The organism is Serratia sp. CY47280 (assembly GCF_052168655.1).
Taxonomy (GTDB): Bacteria; Pseudomonadota; Gammaproteobacteria; order Enterobacterales; family Enterobacteriaceae; genus Serratia; species Serratia bockelmannii.
The window spans coordinates 233,665-255,345 of record NZ_JBJNMG010000004.1; the positions used below are offsets into that span (position 1 = coordinate 233,665).

Annotated in this window: 18 protein-coding genes, 4 tRNA genes and 1 other RNA gene; 17 read left to right on the forward strand and 6 right to left on the reverse strand. The window is 59.8% G+C overall.

Translation table 11 applies throughout. The features are described from left to right. The first annotated feature begins 1 nt into the window (after position 1). The 10 genes from wzxE (at position 2) to ACJ8J4_RS18035 (ending at position 7,014) form a co-directional block, all read left to right on the forward strand. Complete coding sequence (gene wzxE, locus ACJ8J4_RS17990; protein WP_197836284.1) at positions 2–1,252, forward strand: lipid III flippase WzxE; 1,251 nt, start codon at positions 2–4, stop codon at positions 1,250–1,252. Further along, positions 1,249–2,334, forward strand: a complete 1,086-nt coding sequence (locus ACJ8J4_RS17995) for a TDP-N-acetylfucosamine:lipid II N-acetylfucosaminyltransferase (RefSeq protein ID WP_025304864.1) — start codon at positions 1,249–1,251, stop codon at positions 2,332–2,334. The genes wzxE and ACJ8J4_RS17995 overlap by 4 nt, the downstream gene beginning before the upstream one ends. Next, a complete protein-coding gene (gene wzyE / locus ACJ8J4_RS18000) occupies positions 2,331–3,698 on the forward strand; it encodes an ECA oligosaccharide polymerase (protein ID WP_442516095.1) in 1,368 nt (455 codons plus the stop codon). The genes ACJ8J4_RS17995 and wzyE overlap by 4 nt, the downstream gene beginning before the upstream one ends. A 14-nt stretch (positions 3,699–3,712) precedes the next feature. Continuing rightward, positions 3,713–4,453 carry a lipopolysaccharide N-acetylmannosaminouronosyltransferase gene (gene wecG, locus ACJ8J4_RS18005; protein ID WP_164068260.1) on the forward strand — a complete coding sequence of 247 codons (741 nt, stop codon included), beginning with the start codon at positions 3,713–3,715 and terminating at the stop codon, positions 4,451–4,453. 366 nt (positions 4,454–4,819) lie between these two features. Further along, positions 4,820–6,223, forward strand: a complete 1,404-nt coding sequence (gene thrP, locus ACJ8J4_RS18010) for a bifunctional threonine/serine APC transporter ThrP (RefSeq protein WP_025304867.1) — start codon at positions 4,820–4,822, stop codon at positions 6,221–6,223. 135 nt (positions 6,224–6,358) lie between these two features. Continuing rightward, a tRNA-Arg gene (locus ACJ8J4_RS18015) sits at positions 6,359–6,435 on the forward strand. A 63-nt stretch (positions 6,436–6,498) separates the two neighbouring features. After that, positions 6,499–6,574, forward strand: a tRNA-His gene (locus ACJ8J4_RS18020). Between the two features lie 41 nt (positions 6,575–6,615). Further along, a tRNA-Leu gene (locus ACJ8J4_RS18025) sits at positions 6,616–6,702 on the forward strand. Between the two features lie 74 nt (positions 6,703–6,776). Beyond that, positions 6,777–6,853: transfer RNA gene (locus ACJ8J4_RS18030), tRNA-Pro, on the forward strand. 32 nt (positions 6,854–6,885) lie between these two features. Then, positions 6,886–7,014, forward strand: a non-coding RNA gene (locus ACJ8J4_RS18035) — RtT sRNA. A gap of 706 nt (positions 7,015–7,720) precedes the next feature. Here the strand turns inward: ACJ8J4_RS18035 and hemY are convergent. From hemY to hemC, 4 genes are read right to left on the reverse strand one after another with little or no spacing between them, the layout of a single operon-like run. Further along, positions 7,721–8,917, reverse strand: a complete 1,197-nt coding sequence (hemY, locus tag ACJ8J4_RS18040) for a protoheme IX biogenesis protein HemY (RefSeq protein WP_004934228.1) — start codon at positions 8,915–8,917, stop codon at positions 7,721–7,723. A gap of 3 nt (positions 8,918–8,920) precedes the next feature. Next, on the reverse strand, positions 8,921–10,045 hold the full coding sequence (gene hemX, locus ACJ8J4_RS18045; protein ID WP_016929498.1) for a uroporphyrinogen-III C-methyltransferase: 1,125 nt from the start codon (positions 10,043–10,045) through the stop codon (positions 8,921–8,923). 22 nt (positions 10,046–10,067) lie between these two features. After that, positions 10,068–10,808: a uroporphyrinogen-III synthase gene (hemD, locus tag ACJ8J4_RS18050; protein WP_025304868.1), complete on the reverse strand. Its 741-nt coding sequence runs from the start codon at positions 10,806–10,808 to the stop codon at positions 10,068–10,070. Continuing rightward, positions 10,805–11,746, reverse strand: a complete 942-nt coding sequence (gene hemC, locus ACJ8J4_RS18055) for a hydroxymethylbilane synthase (RefSeq protein ID WP_041037210.1) — start codon at positions 11,744–11,746, stop codon at positions 10,805–10,807. Before hemC ends, hemD begins: the two co-directional genes overlap by 4 nt. 316 nt (positions 11,747–12,062) lie before the next feature. On the opposite strand from hemC, the gene ACJ8J4_RS18060 reads away from it, so the two are divergent. Then, on the forward strand, positions 12,063–14,615 hold the full coding sequence (locus tag ACJ8J4_RS18060) for a class I adenylate cyclase (protein ID WP_019452546.1): 2,553 nt from the start codon (positions 12,063–12,065) through the stop codon (positions 14,613–14,615). 36 nt (positions 14,616–14,651) lie between these two features. On the opposite strand, the gene cyaY is transcribed toward ACJ8J4_RS18060, so the two are convergent. Further along, the gene (cyaY, locus tag ACJ8J4_RS18065; RefSeq protein ID WP_025304870.1) at positions 14,652–14,972 is read right to left on the reverse strand and encodes an iron donor protein CyaY; all 321 of its coding nucleotides are present in this window, start codon (positions 14,970–14,972) and stop codon (positions 14,652–14,654) included. Positions 14,973–15,050: 78 nt separating this feature from the next. On the opposite strand from cyaY, the gene lptM reads away from it, so the two are divergent. The 6 genes from lptM to uvrD all read left to right on the forward strand — a co-directional run bounded on the left by lptM (position 15,051) and on the right by uvrD (position 20,728). Continuing rightward, on the forward strand, positions 15,051–15,257 hold the full coding sequence (gene lptM, locus ACJ8J4_RS18070) for an LPS translocon maturation chaperone LptM (RefSeq protein ID WP_004934241.1): 207 nt from the start codon (positions 15,051–15,053) through the stop codon (positions 15,255–15,257). 71 nt (positions 15,258–15,328) lie between these two features. After that, a complete protein-coding gene (gene dapF / locus ACJ8J4_RS18075) occupies positions 15,329–16,153 on the forward strand; it encodes a diaminopimelate epimerase (protein ID WP_025304871.1) in 825 nt (274 codons plus the stop codon). Next, positions 16,150–16,863, forward strand: a complete 714-nt coding sequence (locus ACJ8J4_RS18080) for a DUF484 domain-containing protein (RefSeq protein ID WP_197836280.1) — start codon at positions 16,150–16,152, stop codon at positions 16,861–16,863. The genes dapF and ACJ8J4_RS18080 overlap by 4 nt, the downstream gene beginning before the upstream one ends. Next, on the forward strand, positions 16,860–17,771 hold the full coding sequence (gene xerC / locus ACJ8J4_RS18085) for a tyrosine recombinase XerC (protein WP_021504817.1): 912 nt from the start codon (positions 16,860–16,862) through the stop codon (positions 17,769–17,771). The genes ACJ8J4_RS18080 and xerC overlap by 4 nt, the downstream gene beginning before the upstream one ends. Continuing rightward, positions 17,771–18,487, forward strand: coding sequence for a 5-amino-6-(5-phospho-D-ribitylamino)uracil phosphatase YigB (yigB, locus tag ACJ8J4_RS18090; protein WP_025304873.1), 717 nt, complete (start codon positions 17,771–17,773; stop codon positions 18,485–18,487). The genes xerC and yigB overlap by 1 nt, the downstream gene beginning before the upstream one ends. 78 nt (positions 18,488–18,565) lie before the next feature. Beyond that, positions 18,566–20,728 carry a DNA helicase II gene (uvrD, locus tag ACJ8J4_RS18095; RefSeq protein WP_025304874.1) on the forward strand — a complete coding sequence of 721 codons (2,163 nt, stop codon included), beginning with the start codon at positions 18,566–18,568 and terminating at the stop codon, positions 20,726–20,728. 45 nt (positions 20,729–20,773) lie between these two features. On the opposite strand, the gene ACJ8J4_RS18100 is transcribed toward uvrD, so the two are convergent. Continuing rightward, entirely contained in the window at positions 20,774–21,247 is a 474-nt protein-coding gene (locus ACJ8J4_RS18100) for a WbuC family cupin fold metalloprotein (protein ID WP_033636654.1), read from the reverse strand. Between the last annotated feature and the right edge of the window lie 434 nt (positions 21,248–21,681).

The window sequence follows — 21,681 nt, forward strand, 5'->3', positions numbered from 1 at the left end:
TATGTCGTTGGCAAAAGCATCGATATGGACCGCCGGCTCCACGCTAATCAAAATTGGCGTGGGGCTCTTGGTGGTGAAACTGCTGGCGGTAGCGTTTGGCCCCAGCGGCGTGGGGCAGGCGGGTAACTTTCGCCAGTTGATCACCGTGCTGGGCGTGCTGTCCGGCGCGGGTATTTTTAACGGTATAACCAAATACGTTGCGGAGTACCATCAGGATCCGCAGCGTTTGCGCCTGGCGGTCGGTACCGCGTCGAGCATCGTGCTGGGCTTTTCGACCTTGCTGGCGCTGGTGTTTCTGTTCGCCGCCGAACCGATCAGCATCGGGCTGTTCGGGCATGCCGATTACGTCGGCGTGATGCGCGCCGTCGCTTTCATTCAGATGGGCATCGCCTACGCCAACCTGTTCATGGCGGTGCTGAAAGGCTATCGCGACGCGATGGGCAATGCGCTGGCGATGATCGGCGGCAGCCTGATCGGCGTGGTGGCATATTACCTGTGCTTCAAGCTGGGTGGCTATGAAGGCGCGCTGGCGGGGCTGGCGCTGGTGCCGGCGTTGGTGGTGCTGCCGGCCGGGCTGATGCTGTGGCGGCGCAAAACGCTGCCGCTGCGCTATTTGGCGCTGCGTTGGGACAAACGGGTGGCCGGTAACCTCGGCAAATTCACTGTCATGGCGTTGATCACCTCGGTGACGCTGCCGGTGGCCTACGTCATGATGCGAAACCTGCTGGCCGCGCATTACGGTTGGGATGAGGTGGGGATCTGGCAAGGCGTCAGCAGCATTTCCGATGCCTATCTGCAGTTTATCACCGCCTCGTTTACCGTCTATCTGCTGCCGACGCTGTCGCGGCTGACGGACAAGGGCGCCATCTCGCGGGAGATCGTGCGCTCGCTGAAATTCGTGCTGCCGGCGGTAGCGGCAGCGAGCTTTACGGTCTGGGTGCTGCGCGATTTCGCTATCTGGCTGCTGTTCTCGGATAAATTCGTCGCCATGCGCGATCTGTTTGCCTGGCAACTGGTGGGCGACGTGCTGAAAGTCGGGGCTTATGTATTCGGCTATCTGGTGATCGCTAAAGCGTCGCTGCGCTTTTATATCCTGACGGAAGTCAGCCAGTTTCTGCTGCTGACGCTGTTCTCGCACTGGCTGATCCCGCAGCACGGCGCGCTGGGTGCGGCTCAGGCCTATATGGCAACCTACATCGTGTATTTCGCGCTCTGTAGCTGCGTGTTTCTTATTTATCGTAGACGAGTATGACCACACTGATTCACGTTCTGGGATCCGATATCCCGCATCATAACCAGACGGTGCTGCGCTTCTTCAACGACGTGCTGGTGCCGCGTTTGCCGGCTGAGCAGACGCGGCATTTTATGGTGGCGGCCAAGGATGTGGCGGCACTGGGGGATTTCCCCGCCCTGAATATTGAGCCTTACGCCGATAAGAAAAGCCTGGCGGCGGCGGTGATCGCCCGCGCCCAGGCCGATCGCGCTGCGCGCTTCTTCCTACACGGCCAGTTTAATCCGGGGCTGTGGCTGGCGCTGCTGAGCGGCAAGATCAAGGCACGTCAGGTCAGTTGGCATATTTGGGGCGCCGATCTGTACGAAGACGCCACCAGCTGGAAATTCCGGCTGTTCTATCTGCTGCGCCGCATTGCCCAGGGGCGGGTGGGGAATGTATTTGCTACCCGCGGCGACGTGATTCACTACCAGCAGCGCCATGCGCGGGTACCTGCCTCGCTGCTGTACTTCCCGACCCGCATGGATCCGGCGCTGACCGACGTTCACGTCGAGAAAAATCTGGCCGGGCCGATGACGATTCTGGTGGGCAACTCCGGCGATCGCAGCAATCGGCATATCGAAGCACTGCAGGCGATCCATCAGCAGTTCGGCGCCGACGTGCGCGTGATCCTGCCGATGGGCTATCCGGCCAATAACGACGCTTACATCGAGCAGGTGCGTGCCGCCGGATTGCCGCTGTTCGGCGAGAAAAATCTGCAGCTGCTCACGCAGCAGGTGGCGTTTGAAGACTATCTCAACATCCTGCGCGCCTGCGATCTCGGCTATTTCATTTTCAATCGCCAGCAGGGGATAGGCACCCTGTGCCTGCTGATTCAGTTTGGCGTACCTTTCGTGCTCAGCCGGCAAAACCCGTTCTGGCAGGACTTGGCGGAACAGCACCTGCCAGTATTGTTCTACGGCGATTCTCTCGACGAGGCGGTAGTGCGCGAAGCGCAGCGTCAGCTGGCGGCGGTAGATAAACAGGCGATCGCCTTCTTCAATCCGAACTATGTCGACGGCTGGCAGCAAGCTCTGGCGCTGGCGGCGGGAGAGCACTCATGACGTTGGCGCAATTCGGCGGCCTGTTCGTCGTCTACCTGGTCAGCCTGACGTTTATTCTGACGCTGACCTACCAGGAGTTTCGGCGCGTGCGCTTTAACTTCAACGTCTTCTTCTCGCTGCTGTATTTGCTGACGTTTTATTTCGGCTTCCCGCTGACCTGTCTGCTGGTGTTTCAGTTTGACGTCGAGGTGGTGCCGGTGGAGTTTCTGCTGTACGCCTTGCTGTCGGCGACGGCGTTTTACGCCATCTATTACGTCACCTACAAGACCCGGCTGCGCAAGCGCCGCTCTCAGCCGCGTGCGGCGCTGTTCACCATGAACCGGGTGGAAACCCATATGACCTGGGTGCTTCTGGCCCTGGTGGCGATCGGGACCGTGGGTATCTTCTTCATGCAGAACGGCTTCCTGCTGTTCAAGCTCAATTCCTACAGCCAGATCTTCTCCAGCGACGTGTCCGGCGTGGCGCTCAAACGGTTCTTCTACTTCTTCATTCCGGCGATGCTGGTGGTCTATCTCCTGCGGCAGGATCTGCGCGCCTGGTTCTTGTTCCTGGTGGCGACGGTGGCGTTCGGCATTCTGACCTACGTCATCGTCGGCGGCACCCGCGCCAATATCATCATCGCCTTCGCGCTGTTCCTGTTTATCGGCATCGTGCGCGGCTGGATCACGCTGTGGATGTTGGCGGCGGCGGGCATATTCGGTGTGGTCGGCATGTTCTGGCTGGCGTTGAAGCGCTACAGCCTGGACGTCAGCGGCGCGGAAGCGTTTTATACCTTCCTTTATCTGACCCGCGATACTTTCTCGCCGTGGGAAAATCTGGCGCTGCTGCTGCAAAATTACGACAAGATCGATTTCCAGGGCCTGGCGCCGATCCTGCGTGATTTCTACGTCTTTATCCCAACCTGGCTATGGCCGGGCCGGCCGGACGTGGTGCTGAACTCGGCCAACTATTTCACCTGGGAAGTGCTGAACAACCACTCCGGGCTGGCGATTTCCCCGACGCTGATCGGTTCGCTGGTGGTGATGGGCGGCGCGCTGTTTATCCCGCTCGGCGCGATTCTGGTGGGCATGATCATCAAGTGGTTCGACTGGCTGTATGAGTTGGGCAAAACCGAACCGAACCGCTATAAGGCGGCCATTCTGCAAGGCTTCTGCTTCGGTGCGGTGTTCAACATAATCGTATTGGCGCGCGAAGGGGTGGACTCATTCGTGTCGCGCGTGGTGTTCTTCTGCATTATTTTCGGCGCCTGTCTGGTGCTGGCGAAGTTGCTGTATTGGCTGTTCGATACCGCCGGGCTCATCAAGGCCAGAGTGACGCGCGCCCGCGCGCTGGCCTCTCCCCCACGGGCGGACGGTCTTTTGTAAGGGTAATGAGAACGATGGAAACAAAGATTTCGGTGCCGCAGTATGGGCTGCGCGGTTTCAGCCTGTGGGGCTTTCGCGATATGGCGCACTGCATGGACTTTCTGTTCGACGGCGGCCGGGTCAAACAGGGCACGCTGGTGGCCATGAACGCGGAAAAGATCCTGAAGGCGGAAGAGGACCCGGCGCTGCATGCGTTGCTGGATGAGGCGGAGTACAAGTACGCCGACGGCATCAGCATGGTGCGCTCGATTCGCCGCAAATACCCGGCGGCGGACGTTTCGCGCGTCGCGGGCGCCGATCTGTGGGAAGCCTTGATGCAGCGCGCCGGCCGTGAAGGCACGCCGGTCTTCCTGGTCGGCGGCAAGCCGGAGGTGCTGGCGGAAACCGAGCAAAAGCTGCGCAGCCAGTGGAATGTCAACCTGGTGGGTAGCCAGGATGGCTATTTCAAACCGGAGCAACGTGAGGCGCTGTTCGAGCGTATTCGCGCCAGCGGTGCCGCTATCGTGACGGTGGCGATGGGATCGCCGAAGCAGGAGATCCTGATGCGCGACTGCCGCAAGGTGCATCCGCAGGCGCTGTACATGGGCGTGGGCGGCACCTACGACGTCTTTACCGGCCACGTGAAGCGTGCGCCCAAGGTGTGGCAGAACCTCGGTCTGGAGTGGCTCTACCGCCTGCTCAGCCAGCCCAGCCGCATCGGCCGGCAGTTGAAGCTGTTGAAGTTTGTCGGCTACTACTACAGCGGCAAGATGTAACCTCTACATCCGGGGCGGAAAGTGCTGTTCCGCTCCGGTCTGCTGTACCAATAATCTGCTTTTGCACGTTTCTCCCGCATATCTATAACCCCCAGCCCTAAACGCAGCCGCATTTATTCCATAAAGTTTTAAATTGCGGTTTGCTTATAGCGGCGAAATGCGAAACGATACCGCCCGGAAATTATCCCCGGCCGCTGAAGCCTGATGCGACAGCGCTGAACGATGTTCTTCTCACGGTAACTTCGCTCCGACTACCCGTTGATGCCAACCCGAACGGCAGGGGATGATTTATTCTTTTAATAATGACAATAACGACCGGCAGCGGCCGGCAGGCAAACACAACCCGAGAAAAATTATTGAGGATTTATGGCACACAAAGAGAAACCGCAAGGGCTACACCGGGGCCTTGAGGCCCGGCACATCGAGCTTATCGCTCTGGGGGGCACCATCGGTGTCGGCCTGTTTATGGGGTCGGCCAGTACGCTGAAATGGGCGGGGCCGTCGGTGCTGCTGGCTTACATCATCGCCGGGCTGTTCGTGTTTTTCATTATGCGTTCGATGGGGGAGATGCTTTTCCTCGAGCCGGTCGCCGGGTCGTTTGCCGTTTACGCGCATAAGTACATGAATCCCTACTTCGGTTACCTGACCGCCTGGGGTTACTGGTTTATGTGGATCGCCGTTGGTATTTCTGAGATCACCGCCATCGGGGTGTATGTGCAGTTCTGGTTCCCGGAAATACCGCAGTGGGTGCCTGCACTGATCGCCGTGGCGATGGTGGCGCTGGCCAACCTGGCGGCGGTGCGCCTGTACGGTGAGCTGGAGTTCTGGTTCGCCATGATCAAGGTCACCACCATCATCGTGATGATTCTGGTGGGGCTGGGGGTGATCTTCTTCGGTTTCGGCAACGGCGGTGAGCCTATCGGTTTCGCCAATCTGACGGCGCACGGCGGTTTCTTTGCCGGTGGCTGGAAAGGCTTCCTGTTTGCGCTGTGCATCGTGGTGGCGTCCTATCAGGGGGTTGAGCTGGTAGGCATCACCGCCGGGGAAGCCAAGAACCCGCAGGTGACGCTGAAACGCGCGATCAACAATATCCTGTGGCGCATCCTGATCTTCTATGTCGGCGCAATCTTCGTCATCGTGACCATCTTCCCGTGGAACGGCATCGGCACCACCGGCAGCCCGTTTGTGCTGACCTTCGCCAAGATCGGCATCGTCGCCGCCGCCGGCATTATCAACTTTGTGGTGCTGACCGCCGCGCTCTCCGGTTGCAACAGCGGCATGTACAGCGGCGGCCGCATGCTGTACGCCCTGGCCAAGAACCGCCAACTGCCGGCGGCGTTGACCAAGCTTTCCGCCAGCGGTGTGCCGGTGAACTGCATCGCCGTCACCATCGCCTGTCTGTTGGTGGGGTCCGCGCTGAACTACATCATCCCGAATCCGGAGCAGGTGTTCGTGTATGTCTACAGCGCCAGCGTGCTGCCGGGCATGGTGCCGTGGTTCGTGGTGCTGATAAGCCAGCTCTATTTCCGCCGTGCCCATAAGGAAGCGATCAAAACCCACAGCTTTAAGTCGATCATGTTCCCGTATGTGAACTATCTGACCATCGCTTTTCTGGTTTGCGTGCTGGTCGGCATGGGAATCAACCCAGATACGCGAATTTCCCTGCTGGTCGGGGCGATTTTCTTAGCCGGCGTCAGCCTGTGCTACTTCGCTTTCGGTATGCATAAGAAACATCATCCGGCTGAAAATCGGGTAGAAACGCGGCAATAAACGGTGAAAAGGGGCTACGGAGTGCGCTTTCCTGCGCAGGAGTGAGCAAAGCGTAATCAAACGCAACATTTCTGCGAAAAAGCACTAGACAGGATTGGCGTAAATCCGTAGTATCCCCTCCCGCAACGGCGCTACGCGCCCGTAGCTCAGCTGGATAGAGCGCTGCCCTCCGGAGGCAGAGGTCTCAGGTTCGAATCCTGTCGGGCGCGCCATTAAGTTTGTGCGCAGGAGCTGCGGTGGTAATATTACCGCGTGAGTAAGAAGAAGTAGTAATGGTGGCTATAGCTCAGTTGGTAGAGCCCTGGATTGTGATTCCAGTTGTCGTGGGTTCGAGTCCCATTAGCCACCCCACTTCCTAACGAAGTGAAGATTTAGCAGTATTTTGTGACAGTGCGAAGGTGGCGGAATTGGTAGACGCGCTAGCTTCAGGTGTTAGTGTTCTTACGGACGTGAGGGTTCAAGTCCCTCTCTTCGCACCACGCAAAATATCTGATAAATATAAGATTTATATGGACAACGGTCTGATAAATCGGGTAGTATGAGCAACACAAATCGGCGAGTAGCGCAGCTTGGTAGCGCAACTGGTTTGGGACCAGTGGGTCGGAGGTTCGAATCCTCTCTCGCCGACCACTTTCAAAGAAACCGACGCAAGTCGGTTTTTTTACGCCTGCAGTTTATGAGGATGAGTACCTCCGCAGGAGGTTCGAGCCTCGCGAAGCGAGACAACGTTGCTTTAGCAACGGCCCGTAGGGCGCGCATCAACGATGCGCGTAATCCTCTCTCGCCGACCACTTTCAAAGAAACCGACGCAAGTCGGTTTTTTTACATCTGCCGTTTATGAGAGCAAGTTTTCTCAGCATGACGAAGCTAATACCGACAAGCCCGTGCAGCAATGCGCGGGTTTTTTGCGTATCGAAGGATGGGCATTTTGTCTCTGCTGGCAAGCGTGTTGGTTTTCAGCGACAACGCCATCCAGCGCTGTCGTCAGGTTGAGACAAATAATTCATTGATTTAAAAAGATAAAGTTGGCTTTGGCTTAAGTCGTCGTTTTGAGGCGACATCCTGATAACGGCCGCTGGCAAGGAATGCCAGGAAGTGGTTTGCAACGCAAAGGATGGAATTAAATAAAAATCAATATTTTCAATATCTTGAATTCTATTTTCTTATGGGGATGGACTCAATATAAAAGTTGGCACGCCAAATGCTACATCTATAGCGTAGATGCTCATTCCACCTCTTATGTTCGCCTTAGGCTTCATAAACCCTGGGAATGACGCAGAGCCGATTTAGGGTGCCTATCGCCCACGAGAACGATGACTAACCCGTCATCACGCTCAGGGCAGAACGTTGAGTGAGGCACCGCCCCTGTTGTCCTAGACCTGATTGCTTCTTTATACACTTGCCATACGGCAAGTGTTTTTTTTTGCGCCACAGAAAAACCCTGAGCAAAAAAAAAGCGCGGCATCGGGGCCGCGCTCTTCTCTCTCGGGCAGGGCGTTATTCGCCGCCGTTCTGTTTCAGCGTCAACATCAGCCCCTCACGCCGCATCTGCGCCGCTTCATCCGAACGATGCAGTTTCTCCAGCGTATCGGCCAGCCAGGCGTAATCGTAGGCGTCCGGACGCTGTTTCAGCGCTTCGCGGAAGGCGTCGGCCGCTTGCTGCCACTCGCCGTGCTTCATCAGCAGTTGCCCCAGCGTGCTGTTTAACAGCGGCGTCGCGCCGTGTTGTTTCATCTGCTGACGCAGCGCTTTCTCAAGCTGCTCGGGGTTGCCGGACTTCAGCCGCGGCAGCAACAGCACCAGGCGCTCGTCGTATTGGCGCTTCAGGCTGTCGAGCACAATCTCCTGCGCCAGTTCGTGGTCGTTGCATTCGATCAGGTGTTCCACCATCGCGATTTGCAGCGGCACCTCGTGACGCGTCTTGCGGCTCTGATCTTTCCACCAGCGCTTCAGGCCTTCACTGCCTTCGTCCGCCATCGCCTGATTCATCAGACCGATGTAAGCCTGCTGCTGCAACGCCTGCAGCTGCTCTTCGCTGTGCAGTTCGATTTTACGCATCGACGGCAGCACTTCCAGCAGCGACGCGTAGGCGCCGGTGCGCAGATAGGCTTGTTCCGCCAGGCGCAGCACTTCCGGATGGCGCGGCGCCTGGTTCAGCAGGCGATCGACGCCGTGGCGCGCGGCGTGGTTCTCGCCCTGCGCCAGCTGGATGCGAACCCGGGTGATATCCACCGGCAGCTGATCGGTGTCGGCGGCTTCGGCGGCGCGTTCCAGATATTGATTGGTACGGAAGTCATCGCCGCGTTGCTGCGCGGCCTCGGCGGCCAGCAGGTAGTTCACCACCGGCTGTTCAGCGTGATCGGCGTTGCGCGTCATCAGCTTCTCAACCTGCTTATAGTCGCCTTCCGCCAGTTTGATCAGCGCGGCTTTGGTTTGCTGGCGCGCGCGGGTGCGCTTGCGGCCGATAAACCAACCACGCGTGCGGGCGCCGGTACGGAAGATGCGGCGCAGGATCCACTCGATCGCCAGCAGCACCACGAACAGCAGCACCAACATGATCACTAGGCCGGTGACGCTGGTTTCGATATTGTAGTTATCGGTCTGGATCAGCACGTAGCCCTGATGCCCGGCCAACATCGGCCCGAGCACCACGCTGGCGATCACCACCAGGAACAGAAATAGCACGCGTAACATGGCTTAACCCTCCTGGTGAGCGGCAGGGGACTGGGTCATCAGGTTGCGCACCCGGGTCTGCATCACTTTTTCGAGCAGCGGCTGGCTTTTCAGCTGATCCGGCACGTCCATCGAGATCGACTGTTGGCTCAGGTTATCCAGCTCTTCCAGGAAAGCCTTGGTCGCCGGATCGGTGGTGTCGAAATAGGCGCGCACCCAGGTGGAGACGGTTTCCAGCGATTGCTTGTAGGTCTCGTTCTGGTGGCGTGGGATGGCCTGTGCGGCCACCAGCAGGCGCGAACGGATATTTTCGCGGAGGTAGATGTCCTGGTTCGGCGCCAGCAGCGGTTCGGCGCTGGTATCGCGACGGCGGATGGTGATGAAGTCGGCCATGAAATTGCGCCAGCTCTTGGCCAGGTTCTGCCGCCATTCGCCGATCGAGCCGGAGAGCTCGCTGCTGTTTTGATCCATCGGCGCTTCGTCGGTGTCGTTATCGGCCAGGCGCAGGTTATCCACCTGGTTGGACAGCTGATTGACCTTGAGGATGATGCCGTCGTAATCGACCTGGGTCAGCGTAGAAAGCGTGCTGATGTCTTCGGTAATGGCGCGGCGCACGTCGAGCAGGCTAGGATCGTTCATGTCCGCCAGGCTGGCGTCAGCGCTTTTCAGCAACGCGGCGGCGCTGGTCACGTCTTGATCGCTCCACAGCTTGCGGCCGGCCATTTTCACCAGGAAATCGGCCTGCGCCAGCAGCCAGGTTTTTGCGTCGCTGCCGGAGATGGTCGCCACTTTTTCCTGCAGCTCGCTCAGTTGACGCGCCAGATTCGCCTGCTCGCGATCGGCGGCGTCCAGGGTTTTACCCTGCTGCTGCAGCAGGCCTTCCAGCGCATTTCTTTCCTGCTGTTGGCTCTGCTTCACGCCTTCAAGCTGCTGCTGCAGCGCCTGATTGGCGGCGATCAGCTGTTGCGCCTGCTTGTGCGTGTGGTAATAGCCGCCCGCGCCGAGGGCGATGACCAGCACGATAGCGATCGCGCCGAGCACCGGGCCGGTGTTCTTGCCTTTGCGGCTGGCAGCGGCTGGCTGCTGGGAGCTCTCAACCGCGGTGGTTGGCTCTTCAACCGGGGCGGCTGGGGTATTTTGTTCCGTCATAGTGGCACATCCCATAGTCAGATTATTGTAGCGCGCGGATCAGCGCGTCATTATCGGCGTTGTCAGCTACCCGAATCGTACGCCAGCCCAAATCCCGGGCGAGGGTAGCCAGGCGTTCGCTCACTACTACCAGGCGGCAACGCAGCAGCCATGAAGAACGATAGTAATCAGGAACTAAAGTATAGAGCTGTTGTAACATTTCACCGCTGGTCACCACCAGCGTATCCACACCGGCACGCTGCCAGTGGGCGCTTTGCTCGCTGCCGTCGTAGTGCACCGGGCTGCGTTGATAGCATTCATAATAGCTGACGTCGGCGCCGCGCTCGCTCAGCGTTGTGCCCAGCAACTCGCGGCCGCCGTTGCCGCGTAAAATCAGCGCGCGTTTGCCCGCCAGTTTCTGCAGCGCCGGCAGCAGCAGCAGCGTTTCGCTGATCTCGCGCTCGCGCGGGTATTCCACCGGCAAACTGCTGATGCGGTGCAGCGCCAGCCCGGTGGTACGGCCAATGGCGTAATAGGCCAGGTGAGCGGGCCAGCTCAGTCCGGCGCGGCCGATGACCGAATCGGCATAGTTCACCGAATGCTGCGACAGCACGAATACCAGATCGCCGGCGTTCAACTGCTGCAACGCCTGCGGCAGCTGCGGCAGATCGCTGCCGGGGGCGAAGTCGATCAGCGGTGCATGATAGGCAACCCGGCCGAGTGCGCGCAGCCGGCTCACTAACCGCTCTCCCGAAGGCGATGGGCGGGTTACCAGGATCGTCATGCCGGCGGATTTCCCTGATAAACCTCGCGCAGGATCTCGCGCGCGCCGCGCGCCAGCAACTCTTCCGCCAGCTCAACGCCCATCCGTTCAGCCTCGGCGGCCGGGCCGCGGCGTTCGCCGCGCACCATCTGGCTGCCGTCCGGCGCGCCGACCAGGGCGCGCAGCCATAGGCTGTCGCCATCCAGTTCGGCATAGCTGCCGATCGGCACCTGGCAGCCGCCTTCCAGACGGGTGTTCATCGCCCGTTCGGCGCGCACGCGGGTTTCGGTAGCCGCATGGTTCAGCGGCGCCAGCAGCGCGCGGGTGACGCTGTCGTCGAGACGGCATTCAATGCCGACTGCACCCTGGCCGACCGCCGGCAGGCACTCTTCGGCGCTCAGCGGGCTGCGGATGCGTTGCTCCAGCCCCAGGCGCTTCAGGCCGGCCACCGCCAGAATAATCGCGTCGTAGTCGCCGTTGTCCAGCTTGGCCAGGCGAGTGCCGACGTTGCCGCGCAGGTCGCGTACGATCAGGTCCGGGCGGCGTTCGCGCAGTTGGCACTGGCGGCGCAGGCTGGAGGTGCCGACCACGCTGCCCTGCGGCAGCTGATCGAGCGAGGCGAAACGATTGGAAACAAAAGCGTCGCGCGGATCTTCGCGTTCGCAAATGGTGGTCAAACCGAGGCCGGCAGGGAAATCGACCGGCACGTCTTTCATCGAGTGCACGGCGATGTCGGCGCGGCCTTCCAGCAGCGCGAGCTCGAGTTCTTTAACAAACAGGCCTTTACCGCCGACTTTCGCCAGCGGCGTATCCAGAATAACGTCGCCGCGCGTCACCATCGGCACCAACTCGACCTGCAGGCCGGGATGGCTGGCCATCAGACGTTGCTGCACATAATGTGCTTGCCAGAGTGCAAGCGGGCTTTGTCGGGTGGCAATTCGAATAATTTTGTCTAACATGCTTGTTACCGTTTTTATATTTCGCCATCCATCCTACCACTGAGAGCCAATACTGTCAGTGCAAGAAGCCGGAGGCGGAAAAAGGACAACGGAATCAAAGGGACGTGTGATGTGCTTTGGGGCAGTTAACACTGCGGGTAAATCGTTTAGGGAAGCGCTACAATAATTGTGAAGCGTTACCTCCTTTACGGTCAATCAGCAAGGTGTTAAATTGATCACGTTTCCAGCAATAAGTCGCCAAATATTCTTCTTACACTAACGGCGCTTATGGAATACGGGTTTTTTTCTAAACACCGGGATAATCAGGCGAGACGTCTTGTACCTCTACATCGAGACATTGAAGCAGAGACTGGATGCGATCAATCAGCTACGCGTCGATCGCGCCCTAGCGGCTATGAAGCCCGCGTTTCAACGGGTATACAGTCTGCTGCCCACCTTACTGCACCACCACCACCCGCTGATGCCGGGTTACCTGAACGGTAACGTTCCCCATGGCATTTGCCTCTACACGCCTGATGAAACTCAACAAGATTACCTGAACGATTTAGAAGACAAATGGGGCAGCCCGTTTGACAAGCCGGCCAGCGGCGAGCTGCCGATCACCGGCGTCTACTCGATGGGCAGCACCTCGTCTATCGGCCAAAGCTGCAGCTCGGATCTCGACATCTGGGTCTGCCACCAGTCCTGGCTGGACAACGAAGAACGCACCCGTTTGCAGCAAAAATGCAGCCTGCTTGAGAAGTGGGCCGCCTCGATGGGGGTGGAAGTCAGCTTCTTCCTGATCGACGAAAACCGCTTCCGCCATAATGAAAGCGGCAGCCTGGGTGGCGAAGACTGCGGCTCGACGCAGCACATCCTGTTGCTCGATGAATTCTATCGCACCGCTGTGCGCCTGGCTGGCAAACGCATCCTGTGGAACATGGTACCGGGCGAAGAAGAAGCGCACTACGATGAATACGTGCTGTCGCTGTACGCGCAGGGTGCGCTGACGCCGAACGAGTGGCTGGATCTCGGTGGCCTGAGTTCGCTGTCGGCGGAAGAGTACTTCGGCGCCAGCCTGTGGCAGCTGTACAAGAGCATCGATTCGCCTTACAAGGCGGTGCTGAAGACCCTGCTGCTGGAAGCCTATTCCTGGGAATACCCCAATACCCAACTGCTGGCGACGGACATCAAACACCGGCTGCATCAGGGTGAGATCGTCAGCTTCGGGCTTGATGCCTACTGCATGATGCTTGAGCGCGTGACCCGCTACCTGACCGACATCAACGACACCACCCGCCTCGATCTGGCCCGCCGCTGTTTTTACCTGAAAGTATGTGAAAAGCTGTCGCTGGCCAAGGCCTGCGTCGGCTGGCGACGCGAGATCCTCAGCCAATTGGTCAGCGAGTGGGGCTGGAGCGAAGAGCGTCTGGCGATGCTGGATAATCGCGCCAACTGGAAAATCGAGCGGGTGCGCGAAGCGCATAACGAACTGCTCGACGCGATGATGCAAAGCTACCGCAATCTGATCCGTTTCGCTCGCCGCAACAACCTCAGCGTCAGCGCCAGCCCGCAGGATATCGGCGTGCTGACCCGCAAACTGTATGCGGCGTTCGAAGCGCTGCCCGGCAAGGTGACGCTGGTGAACCCGCAGATTTCACCGGACCTGTCGGAAAACGATTTAACCTTTATTCACGTGCCGGTTGGCCGCGCCAACCGCACCGGCTGGTACCTGTATAATCAGGCACCGGCTATGGATTCGATCGTCAGCCATCAGCCGCTGGAATATAACCGCTACCTGAACAAGCTGGTGGCCTGGGCCTATTTCAACGGCCTGCTAACGCCGCAGACCCGCCTGCACATCAAGAGCGGCAACCTGTGCGACACCGCCAAGCTGCAGGAGCTGGTGGCCGACGTTTCTCATCACTTCCCGCTGCGCCTGCCGGCGCCGACGCCGAAAGCGCTGTACAGCCCGTGCGAAATTCGCCATCTGGCCATCATCGTCAATCTGGAAAACGATCCGACCGCCGCCTTCCGCAATCAGGTGGTGCACTTCGATTTCCGCAAACTGGACGTGTTCAGCTTCGGCCAGCAGCAGCAGTGTTTGGTGGGCAGTATCGATCTGCTGTATCGCAACTCCTGGAACGAAGTGCGTACCCTGCATTTCAGCGGCGAGCAGTCGGTGCTGGAAGCGCTGAAGACCATTCTCGGCAAAATGCACCAGGACGCCGCGCCGCCGGAGTCGGTGGAAGTGTTCTGCTACAGCCAGCACCTGCGCGGCCTGATCCGCACCCGTATCCAGCAGCTGGTGTCGGAGTGCATCGAGCTGCGCCTGTCCAGTACCCGGCTGGAACCCGGCCGCTTCAAGGCGGTGCGCGTTGCCGGGCAGACTTGGGGGCTGTTCTTCGAGCGCCTGAGCGTGTCGGTGCAAAAGCTGGAGAATGCGGTGGAGTTTTACGGCGCCATCTCCAACAACAAGCTGCACGGCCTGTCTATCAAGGTGGAAACCGATCAGGTGCATCTGCCGCCGGTGGTGGACGGCTTCGCCAGCGAGGGGATCATCCAGTTCTTCTTCGAAGACACCTCAGACGACAAGGGCTTCAACATCTATATTCTGGATGAGTCGAATCGGGTGGAGGTGTATCACCACTGCGAGGGCAGTAAAGAGGAGCTGGTGCGCGACGTCAGCCGCTTCTACTCCTCGTCGCACGATCGCTTCACCTACGGCTCCAGCTTCATCAACTTCAATCTGCCGCAGTTCTATCAGATCGTGCAACTCGACGGGCGCACGCAGGTGATCCCGTTCCGCAGCAACGTGCTGTCCAGCCTGTGCGTGACGGTGGCCGACGGCGCCGCTCAGCCGCTGAAACAGCAGTTCCAGCTGCATTGACGCCGCAAGGGCTCGGTTGCCGAGCCCTGCTTAGCCTCAGGAAAAATGCAGTTCCTCGCCGGCCTGCGTGCTGGCCGCTTCGCTGAGCAGCTGATAAAACGGCTGCCCGCTGCGATCGCATAGCCAAACGCCGTCGCGGTAGTTGAAGTGATAACCGCCGGCCTTGGTGGCGAGCCACACCTGGTGCAGCGGCTCCTGGCGGTTGATGACGATTTTGGTGCCGTTTTCGAAGCTCAGCGTCATTACGCCGCCATTGGTTTCGTAATCGATATCCGCATCGCCGTCAAAATCGTCCAGTGTCTCTTCAATATTCAGCATCAGCTGGTCGGCCAACTGGTGAAACTCACTGTCGTTCATATTCAATTCCTATTGCTTTTCATGATCCACCTGCGATTATAGAGACCTTGGACGCATGAATTACAGGCATTAATGCAAATGAAAAAACAACTACGCTATGCGCTGATGGCAGTTCTGGTTACCGGCCTCGCCGGCTGCGGTCTGAAAGGCCCGCTTTACTTCCCGCCTGCCGATCCCGCCAGCCAGAAACCGGCCAAGCCGCCGGTGCAAACGGGCGATCAGGTGCAAAAGAACCAGCAGGAGCAGTCTGGCTCTCAGCAAAAACCGTCGATGGTTGACCAGTAAACCCCGGTTTGCGGTAGCGAGCGCCACCGCAACATCAAGACGGATAGCGCGTCCAGATAGCGGAGTATGATATGCAGTTCTCCAAAATGCACGGTCTGGGCAACGACTTTATGGTGGTCGATGCCGTTACACAGAATGTCTATTTTTCACCTGAGCTGATCCGCCGGTTGGCCGATCGGCACCTGGGCGTCGGCTTTGACCAGATGCTGGTGGTAGAACCGCCTTACGATCCCGAACTGGATTTTCACTACCGAATTTTTAACGCCGACGGCAGCGAAGTGGCGCAGTGCGGCAACGGCGCGCGTTGCTTCGCGCGTTTCGTGCGGCTGAAAGGGCTGACCAACAAACGCGACATCCGTGTCAGCACCCAAACCGGGCGCATGGTGCTCAGCGTCACCGACGACGATCTGGTGTGCGTCAACATGGGCGAACCGAATTTCGACCCGCAGGCGGTGCCGTTCCGCGCCACTAAGGCTGAAAAGACCTACATCATGCGCGCGGCGGAACATACCGTGCTGTGCGGCGTGGTGTCGATGGGTAACCCGCATTGTGTTTTGCAGGTGGACGATGTAACAACTGCCAAGGTGGAGCTGCTTGGGCCGGTGCTGGAAGGGCATGAACGCTTCCCGGAACGGGCCAACATCGGCTTTATGCAGGTGGTGAGCCGCGATCACATCAAGCTGCGCGTTTATGAACGCGGCGCTGGTGAAACGCAGGCCTGCGGCAGCGGCGCCTGTGCGGCGGTGGCGGTAGGGATCCAACAGGAATTGCTGTCAGAAGAGGTGCATGTAGAACTGCCGGGCGGCAGCCTGCATATTCGCTGGAAAGGGCCGGGCAACCCGCTGTTTATGACCGGTCCGGCAACCCATGTCTATGACGGATTTATTCATCTATGAAAAGCGTAGAAGAACAGAGCGTCGCCGGCCTGGCGCTGGATGACGACACCGTGATGCAGTACCTGCTGCAGAACCCGGATTTCTTTATTCGCAACGCGCGCCAGGTTGAGCAGATGCGCGTGCCGCACCCGGTGCGCGGCACCGTTTCGCTGGTGGAATGGCACCTGGCCCGCCAGCGCAATCACATCGAACGGTTGGAAGAGGAGATCACGCTGTTGATGGAGCAGGCCAGCGCCAACGAAGGGCTGTTCGCCCGGTTGCTGCACTTGCAGGCCGATTTGGCCACCGCCGACAGCCTGCAGGACATGCTCAATCGGCTGCAGCGCTGGGCGCGCGGCTTCGGTTTAGCCGGCGCCACGGTGCGCCTGTTCGCCGAACGCTGGAAGATCGGCGCACCTTCCGACTTCACCCACCTGGCGCTGACGCGTTCGGCGTTCGAGCCGTTCCGCATTCAGCGGCTGGGCAGCGAACAACACTACCTCGGTGGCCTGAACGGCCCCGAACTGCTGCTGCTGTTGCCGCAGGCCAAACAGATTGGCCAGATTGGCTCGGTGGCGCTGTCGATGCTGGGCGACGACGGCGAACTGGGCATGGTGATCTTCAGCAGCCGCGATACACAACACTATCAGCAGGGCATGGGCACGGTGATGCTCAATCAACTGGCGCGCATGCTGCCGGCGCTGCTGGAACGCTGGATCGAACGAGCATGACGCCGATTGCGCCCAGCCTGCAGCAGCCGGTGGACGCGTTTCTGCGCTATCTCAAGGTAGAACGGCAACTCAGCCCGCTGACGCAGCTCAGCTATTCACGCCAGCTGGCGGCGCTGATGCGCCTGGCGCAGGAGATCGGCGTCACCGACTGGGCAGCGCTGGACGCCGCCCGGGTGCGCATGCTGGCGGCACGCAGCAAACGCGCCGGTCTGCAGTCCGCCAGCCTGGCGCTGCGGCTCTCTTCGTTGCGTAGCTTCCTCGATTGGCTGGTCAGCCAGGGCGTGCTGCACGCCAACCCCGCCAAGGGCATCCGCACGCCGCGCAGCGGCCGCCATCTGCCTAAAAATATCGACGTCGATGAAATGAACCAACTGCTGGAGATCGATCTCAACGATCCGCTGGCGGTGCGCGATCGCGCCATGCTGGAGGTGATGTACGGCGCCGGCCTGCGTCTCTCCGAGCTGGTGGGGCTGGATTGCCGTCATGTCGATATGGCCGCCGGCGAGGTGTGGGTGATGGGGAAAGGCAGCAAAGAGCGTAAATTGCCGATCGGGCGCACCGCCGTCACCTGGCTGGAACACTGGCTGGCAATGCGCGATCTGTTTGGGCCGCAGGACGATGCCATGTTCCTGTCCAATCAGGGGCGGCGCATCTCGACGCGCAACGTGCAAAAACGCTTCGCCGAGTGGGGCGTGAAACAGGGCGTTAACAGCCATATTCACCCGCACAAGCTGCGCCACTCCTTCGCCACCCACATGCTGGAGTCCAGCGGCGATCTGCGCGCGGTGCAGGAGCTGCTCGGCCACGCCAACCTGACCACCACGCAAATTTATACCCACCTCGACTTTCAACATCTGGCGAACGTGTACGATGCCGCGCATCCGCGTGCCAAACGGGGGAAATCCTGATGCATTTTTATCGCCCGCTGCGCCCGCTGGCGGCGCTGACTTTCGATCTGGACGACACGCTGTATGATAACCGTCCGGTGATCCGGCAAACCGAACAACAATCGGTGGCCTTCCTGCAGAGTTACCACCCCGGCCTGAGCAGCTTTCAGTCGGCGGATTTTCATCGCCTGCGTCAGGAGCTGCGCGAGCAGGAACCGGAGATCTACCACGACGTCACCCAGTGGCGCTGGCGCGCCATTCATCTGGCGCTGAGCCGGCAGGGGCTGCGCGACGCCGAAGCGGCGATCGGGGCCGATGCGGCGATGCAGAACTTCGCGCTGTGGCGCAGCCGCATCGAGGTGCCGGAAGCGACCCACGCCACGCTGAAGGCGTTGGCCGCGCGCTACCCGCTGGTGGCGATCACCAACGGCAACGTCGATCCGTCTCTGTGCGGCCTGGACGGTTATTTCCAGTTCGTGTTGCGCTCCGGGCCGGACGGGCGCGCCAAGCCGTATCAGGACATGTACCACCTGGCCGTTGAGCGGCTGGGCGTGGCGCCCGAGCAGATCCTGCACGTGGGCGACGATCTGACCACCGACGTGGCCGGCGCGCTGCGCGCGGGGCTGCAGGCCTGTTGGATCAACGATCGGCAACGCTGCCTGATGCAGGCCGCCGACAGCCGCTTGCTGCCGCATATTGAGATTTCGCAGTTGGCATCGCTGACAGCATTGTTATAATCCCTGCCAGAACTCTGTATAAATTTCCAGTGAAAAACCCGTCACCGGCGGGTTTTCCCTTAACCATTAGTGGTGCCTATGGACGTCTCCGATCTGCTCGACAGCCTGAATGAAAAACAACGTGAAGCCGTGGCGGCGCCGCGCAGCAACCTGTTGGTTCTGGCCGGAGCGGGCAGCGGCAAGACGCGGGTGCTGGTGCACCGCATCGCCTGGCTGCTGTCGGTGGAGAACTGCTCACCGTATTCGATCATGGCGGTGACCTTCACCAACAAGGCGGCGGCGGAAATGCGCCACCGTATCGAACATCTGATCGGTACCAGCCAGGGTGGCATGTGGATCGGCACCTTCCACGGCCTGGCGCACCGCCTGTTGCGCGCCCACCACCTGGAGGCCAACTTGCCGCAGGATTTCCAGATCCTCGACAGCGACGACCAGCTGCGGCTGCTCAAGCGCATCATCAAGGCGCTGAACGTCGATGAGAAGCAGTGGCCGCCACGTCAGGCGATGTGGTACATCAACGGCAAGAAAGACGAGGGCCTGCGCCCGCAGCACGTCGAGACCTATAACAACCCGGTGGAGGCCACCTGGCTGCGCATCTATCAGGCCTATCAGGAAGCCTGCGATCGCGCCGGGCTGGTGGATTTCGCCGAGCTGCTGCTGCGCGCGCACGAACTGTGGCTGAACAAGCCGCATATCCTCAACCACTACCGCGAACGTTTCACCAACGTGCTGGTGGACGAATTCCAGGATACCAACAGCATTCAGTACGCCTGGATCCGCCTGCTGGCGGGCGGCAACAGCAACGTGATGATCGTCGGCGATGACGATCAGTCTATATACGGCTGGCGCGGCGCGCAGGTGGAAAACATCCAGCGCTTCCTGAAGGACTTCCCCGGCGCGGAAACCATCCGCCTGGAGCAGAACTACCGTTCCACCAGCAACATCCTGAAAGCGGCCAACACCCTGATCGCCAACAACGACGGGCGCATGGGCAAAAACCTGTGGACCGAAGGCGGCGAAGGTGAACCGATTTCCCTCTACTGCGCCTTCAACGAACTCGACGAAGCGCGCTTCGTGGTTAACCGCATCAAGACCTGGCAAGACAACGGCGGCGCGCTGAACGACTGCGCTATCCTGTACCGCAGCAACGCCCAGTCGCGCGTGCTGGAAGAGGCGCTGTTGCAGACGGCGATGCCGTACCGCATCTACGGTGGCCAGCGCTTCTTCGAACGCCAGGAAATCAAGGATGCGCTGGCTTACCTGCGCCTTATCTCCAACCGCAACGACGATGCGGCCTTCGAGCGCGTGGTCAACACCCCGACGCGCGGCATCGGCGATCGCACCCTCGACGTGGTGCGCCAGGCGGCGCGCGATCGCCAGCTGACGCTGTGGCAGGCGACGCGCGAGCTGATGCAGGACAAAGTGTTGGCCGGCCGCGCCGCGTCGGCGCTGCAGCGCTTCATCGAACTGGTGGAGTCGCTGGCGCATGAAACCGCCGACATGCCGCTGCACGTGCAGACCGACCGCGTGATCCGCGATTCTGGACTGTTCATCATGTATGAGCAGGAAAAGGGCGAGAAGGGGCAGGCGCGTATCGAAAACCTTGAGGAGCTGGTGACGGCGACGCGCCAGTTCAGTTATCAGGAAGAAGATCAGGATCTGATGCCGCTGCAGGCATTCCTGTCTCATGCGGCACTGGAAGCGGGCGAAGGCCAGGCCGACGCTTACCAGGATGCGGTGCAGCTGATGACCCTGCACTCGGCCAAGGGCCTGGAGTTCCCGCTGGTGTTTATCGTCGGCATGGAAGAAGGCATGTTCCCGAGCCAGATGTCGCTGGATGAAGGCGGCCGTCTGGAGGAGGAGCGCCGTCTGGCCTATGTGGGCGTAACGCGCGCCATGCAGAAGCTGACGCTGACCTACGCCGAAACGCGCCGTCTGTACGGCAAAGAGGTTTACCATCGGCCGTCGCGCTTTATCGGCGAGCTGCCGGAAGAGTGCGTGGAAGAAGTGCGCCTGCGCGCCAGCGTATCGCGCCCGGTCAATCACCGCCGCATGGGCACGCCGATCAGCGAGAACGATACCGGCTACAAGCTGGGCCAGCGCGTGCGCCATCCCAAGTTTGGCGAAGGCACCATCGTCAATCTGGAAGGCAGCGGCGAGCACAGCCGGTTGCAGATCGCTTTCCCGGGCGAGGGCATCAAGTGGCTGGTGGCGGCCTACGCTCGCCTGGAAACGGTATAAAGAGCGGGGAGAGTTGCAGGGGCAGGCCCCTGCAATCGTTCATCATCAGTGAGGGTAGCGATCGCCGACCTGCGCGGTGGCATACCAGCGCATCACCGCTTCGGTGCCTTCGCCGCCTTCCTGCGGCGCCCACGGCATGCAGTCCTCTTCGGTCAGCGCCTGATACGGGCCCTGCTTCACTTCGAACACCACGCCGCCGGCATCGACCGACAGCACCGCATGCCAGGTAAATGCCGGCATCTCCAGCACTTTGGTTTCTTCGCCGAGCAGGGTGCGCTGCGTGACGACGCCGTCATCGTTGAACTGCAACACGACAAAACGACCGCGCAGCGGCGTCAGCAGCTCCCAGGTTTGCGGGTGGCGATGCGGGCGGATATAGGTGCCGGGCTCCATGGCGATCGCCAGGCGTTGCACCGGGTCGCTCAGCTCTTCGTGTAAGGTGCGGTGCGCGCGCAGGCGGGGCACGCTGGCGGCCTGTTCGCTCATCGCGGTCAGTTCATGGGCGGTAATCTGTTTCATCGTTTAAATCCGCATGCTTGTCGTACCATTAGGGTGATGTCATCTTAGCAACATTCTTGATGGCGGTAAGCGATCGTCGCGACTTTTTCAGTACGGTTTAAGCGTCATTTCTGCCATTGATCATCGTGATGATTTGTTGCGCAATTATCCCGCCTAACGTGTTGACAGGCTTTTTCTTCTCGGCGTAACATGCGCGCACTATTATCATTGAGGACAGACGCCTTGGACACACCCAGTAGATACTGGCTCACTGACCTGCGCCGCAGGTATAACTTCTAAGGCTCTCCGTTTTTGCTGATAGCCTTCGTGGTTGTCGGCGACCCCGCAAAGTGTCGCTATGAGTCAGATCTCTTCATGGTCTGAAACAATCGGTGATACGCATCCCCTCTGTTTCTGTGCTTCAACGCGTTGTCCGCACCCGTTACCTTCACGGA

Bases quoted from the DNA above. Each gene is read 5' to 3' on its own strand.
- wzxE (WP_197836284.1), top strand. From the start codon at position 2: ATGTCGTTGGCAAAAGCATCGATATGGACCGCCGGCTCCACGCTAATC.
- ACJ8J4_RS17995 (WP_025304864.1), top strand. From the start codon at position 1,249: ATGACCACACTGATTCACGTTCTGGGATCCGATATCCCGCATCATAAC.
- wzyE (WP_442516095.1), top strand. From the start codon at position 2,331: ATGACGTTGGCGCAATTCGGCGGCCTGTTCGTCGTCTACCTGGTCAGC.
- wecG (WP_164068260.1), top strand. From the start codon at position 3,713: ATGGAAACAAAGATTTCGGTGCCGCAGTATGGGCTGCGCGGTTTCAGC.
- thrP (WP_025304867.1), top strand. From the start codon at position 4,820: ATGGCACACAAAGAGAAACCGCAAGGGCTACACCGGGGCCTTGAGGCC.
- hemY (WP_004934228.1), bottom strand. From the start codon at position 8,917: ATGTTACGCGTGCTATTTCTGTTCCTGGTGGTGATCGCCAGCGTGGTG.
- hemX (WP_016929498.1), bottom strand. From the start codon at position 10,045: ATGACGGAACAAAATACCCCAGCCGCCCCGGTTGAAGAGCCAACCACC.
- hemD (WP_025304868.1), bottom strand. From the start codon at position 10,808: ATGACGATCCTGGTAACCCGCCCATCGCCTTCGGGAGAGCGGTTAGTG.
- hemC (WP_041037210.1), bottom strand. From the start codon at position 11,746: ATGTTAGACAAAATTATTCGAATTGCCACCCGACAAAGCCCGCTTGCA.
- cyaY (WP_025304870.1), bottom strand. From the start codon at position 14,972: ATGAACGACAGTGAGTTTCACCAGTTGGCCGACCAGCTGATGCTGAAT.
- lptM (WP_004934241.1), top strand. From the start codon at position 15,051: ATGAAAAAACAACTACGCTATGCGCTGATGGCAGTTCTGGTTACCGGC.
- dapF (WP_025304871.1), top strand. From the start codon at position 15,329: ATGCAGTTCTCCAAAATGCACGGTCTGGGCAACGACTTTATGGTGGTC.
- ACJ8J4_RS18080 (WP_197836280.1), top strand. From the start codon at position 16,150: ATGAAAAGCGTAGAAGAACAGAGCGTCGCCGGCCTGGCGCTGGATGAC.
- xerC (WP_021504817.1), top strand. From the start codon at position 16,860: ATGACGCCGATTGCGCCCAGCCTGCAGCAGCCGGTGGACGCGTTTCTG.
- yigB (WP_025304873.1), top strand. From the start codon at position 17,771: ATGCATTTTTATCGCCCGCTGCGCCCGCTGGCGGCGCTGACTTTCGAT.
- uvrD (WP_025304874.1), top strand. From the start codon at position 18,566: ATGGACGTCTCCGATCTGCTCGACAGCCTGAATGAAAAACAACGTGAA.
- ACJ8J4_RS18100 (WP_033636654.1), bottom strand. From the start codon at position 21,247: ATGAAACAGATTACCGCCCATGAACTGACCGCGATGAGCGAACAGGCC.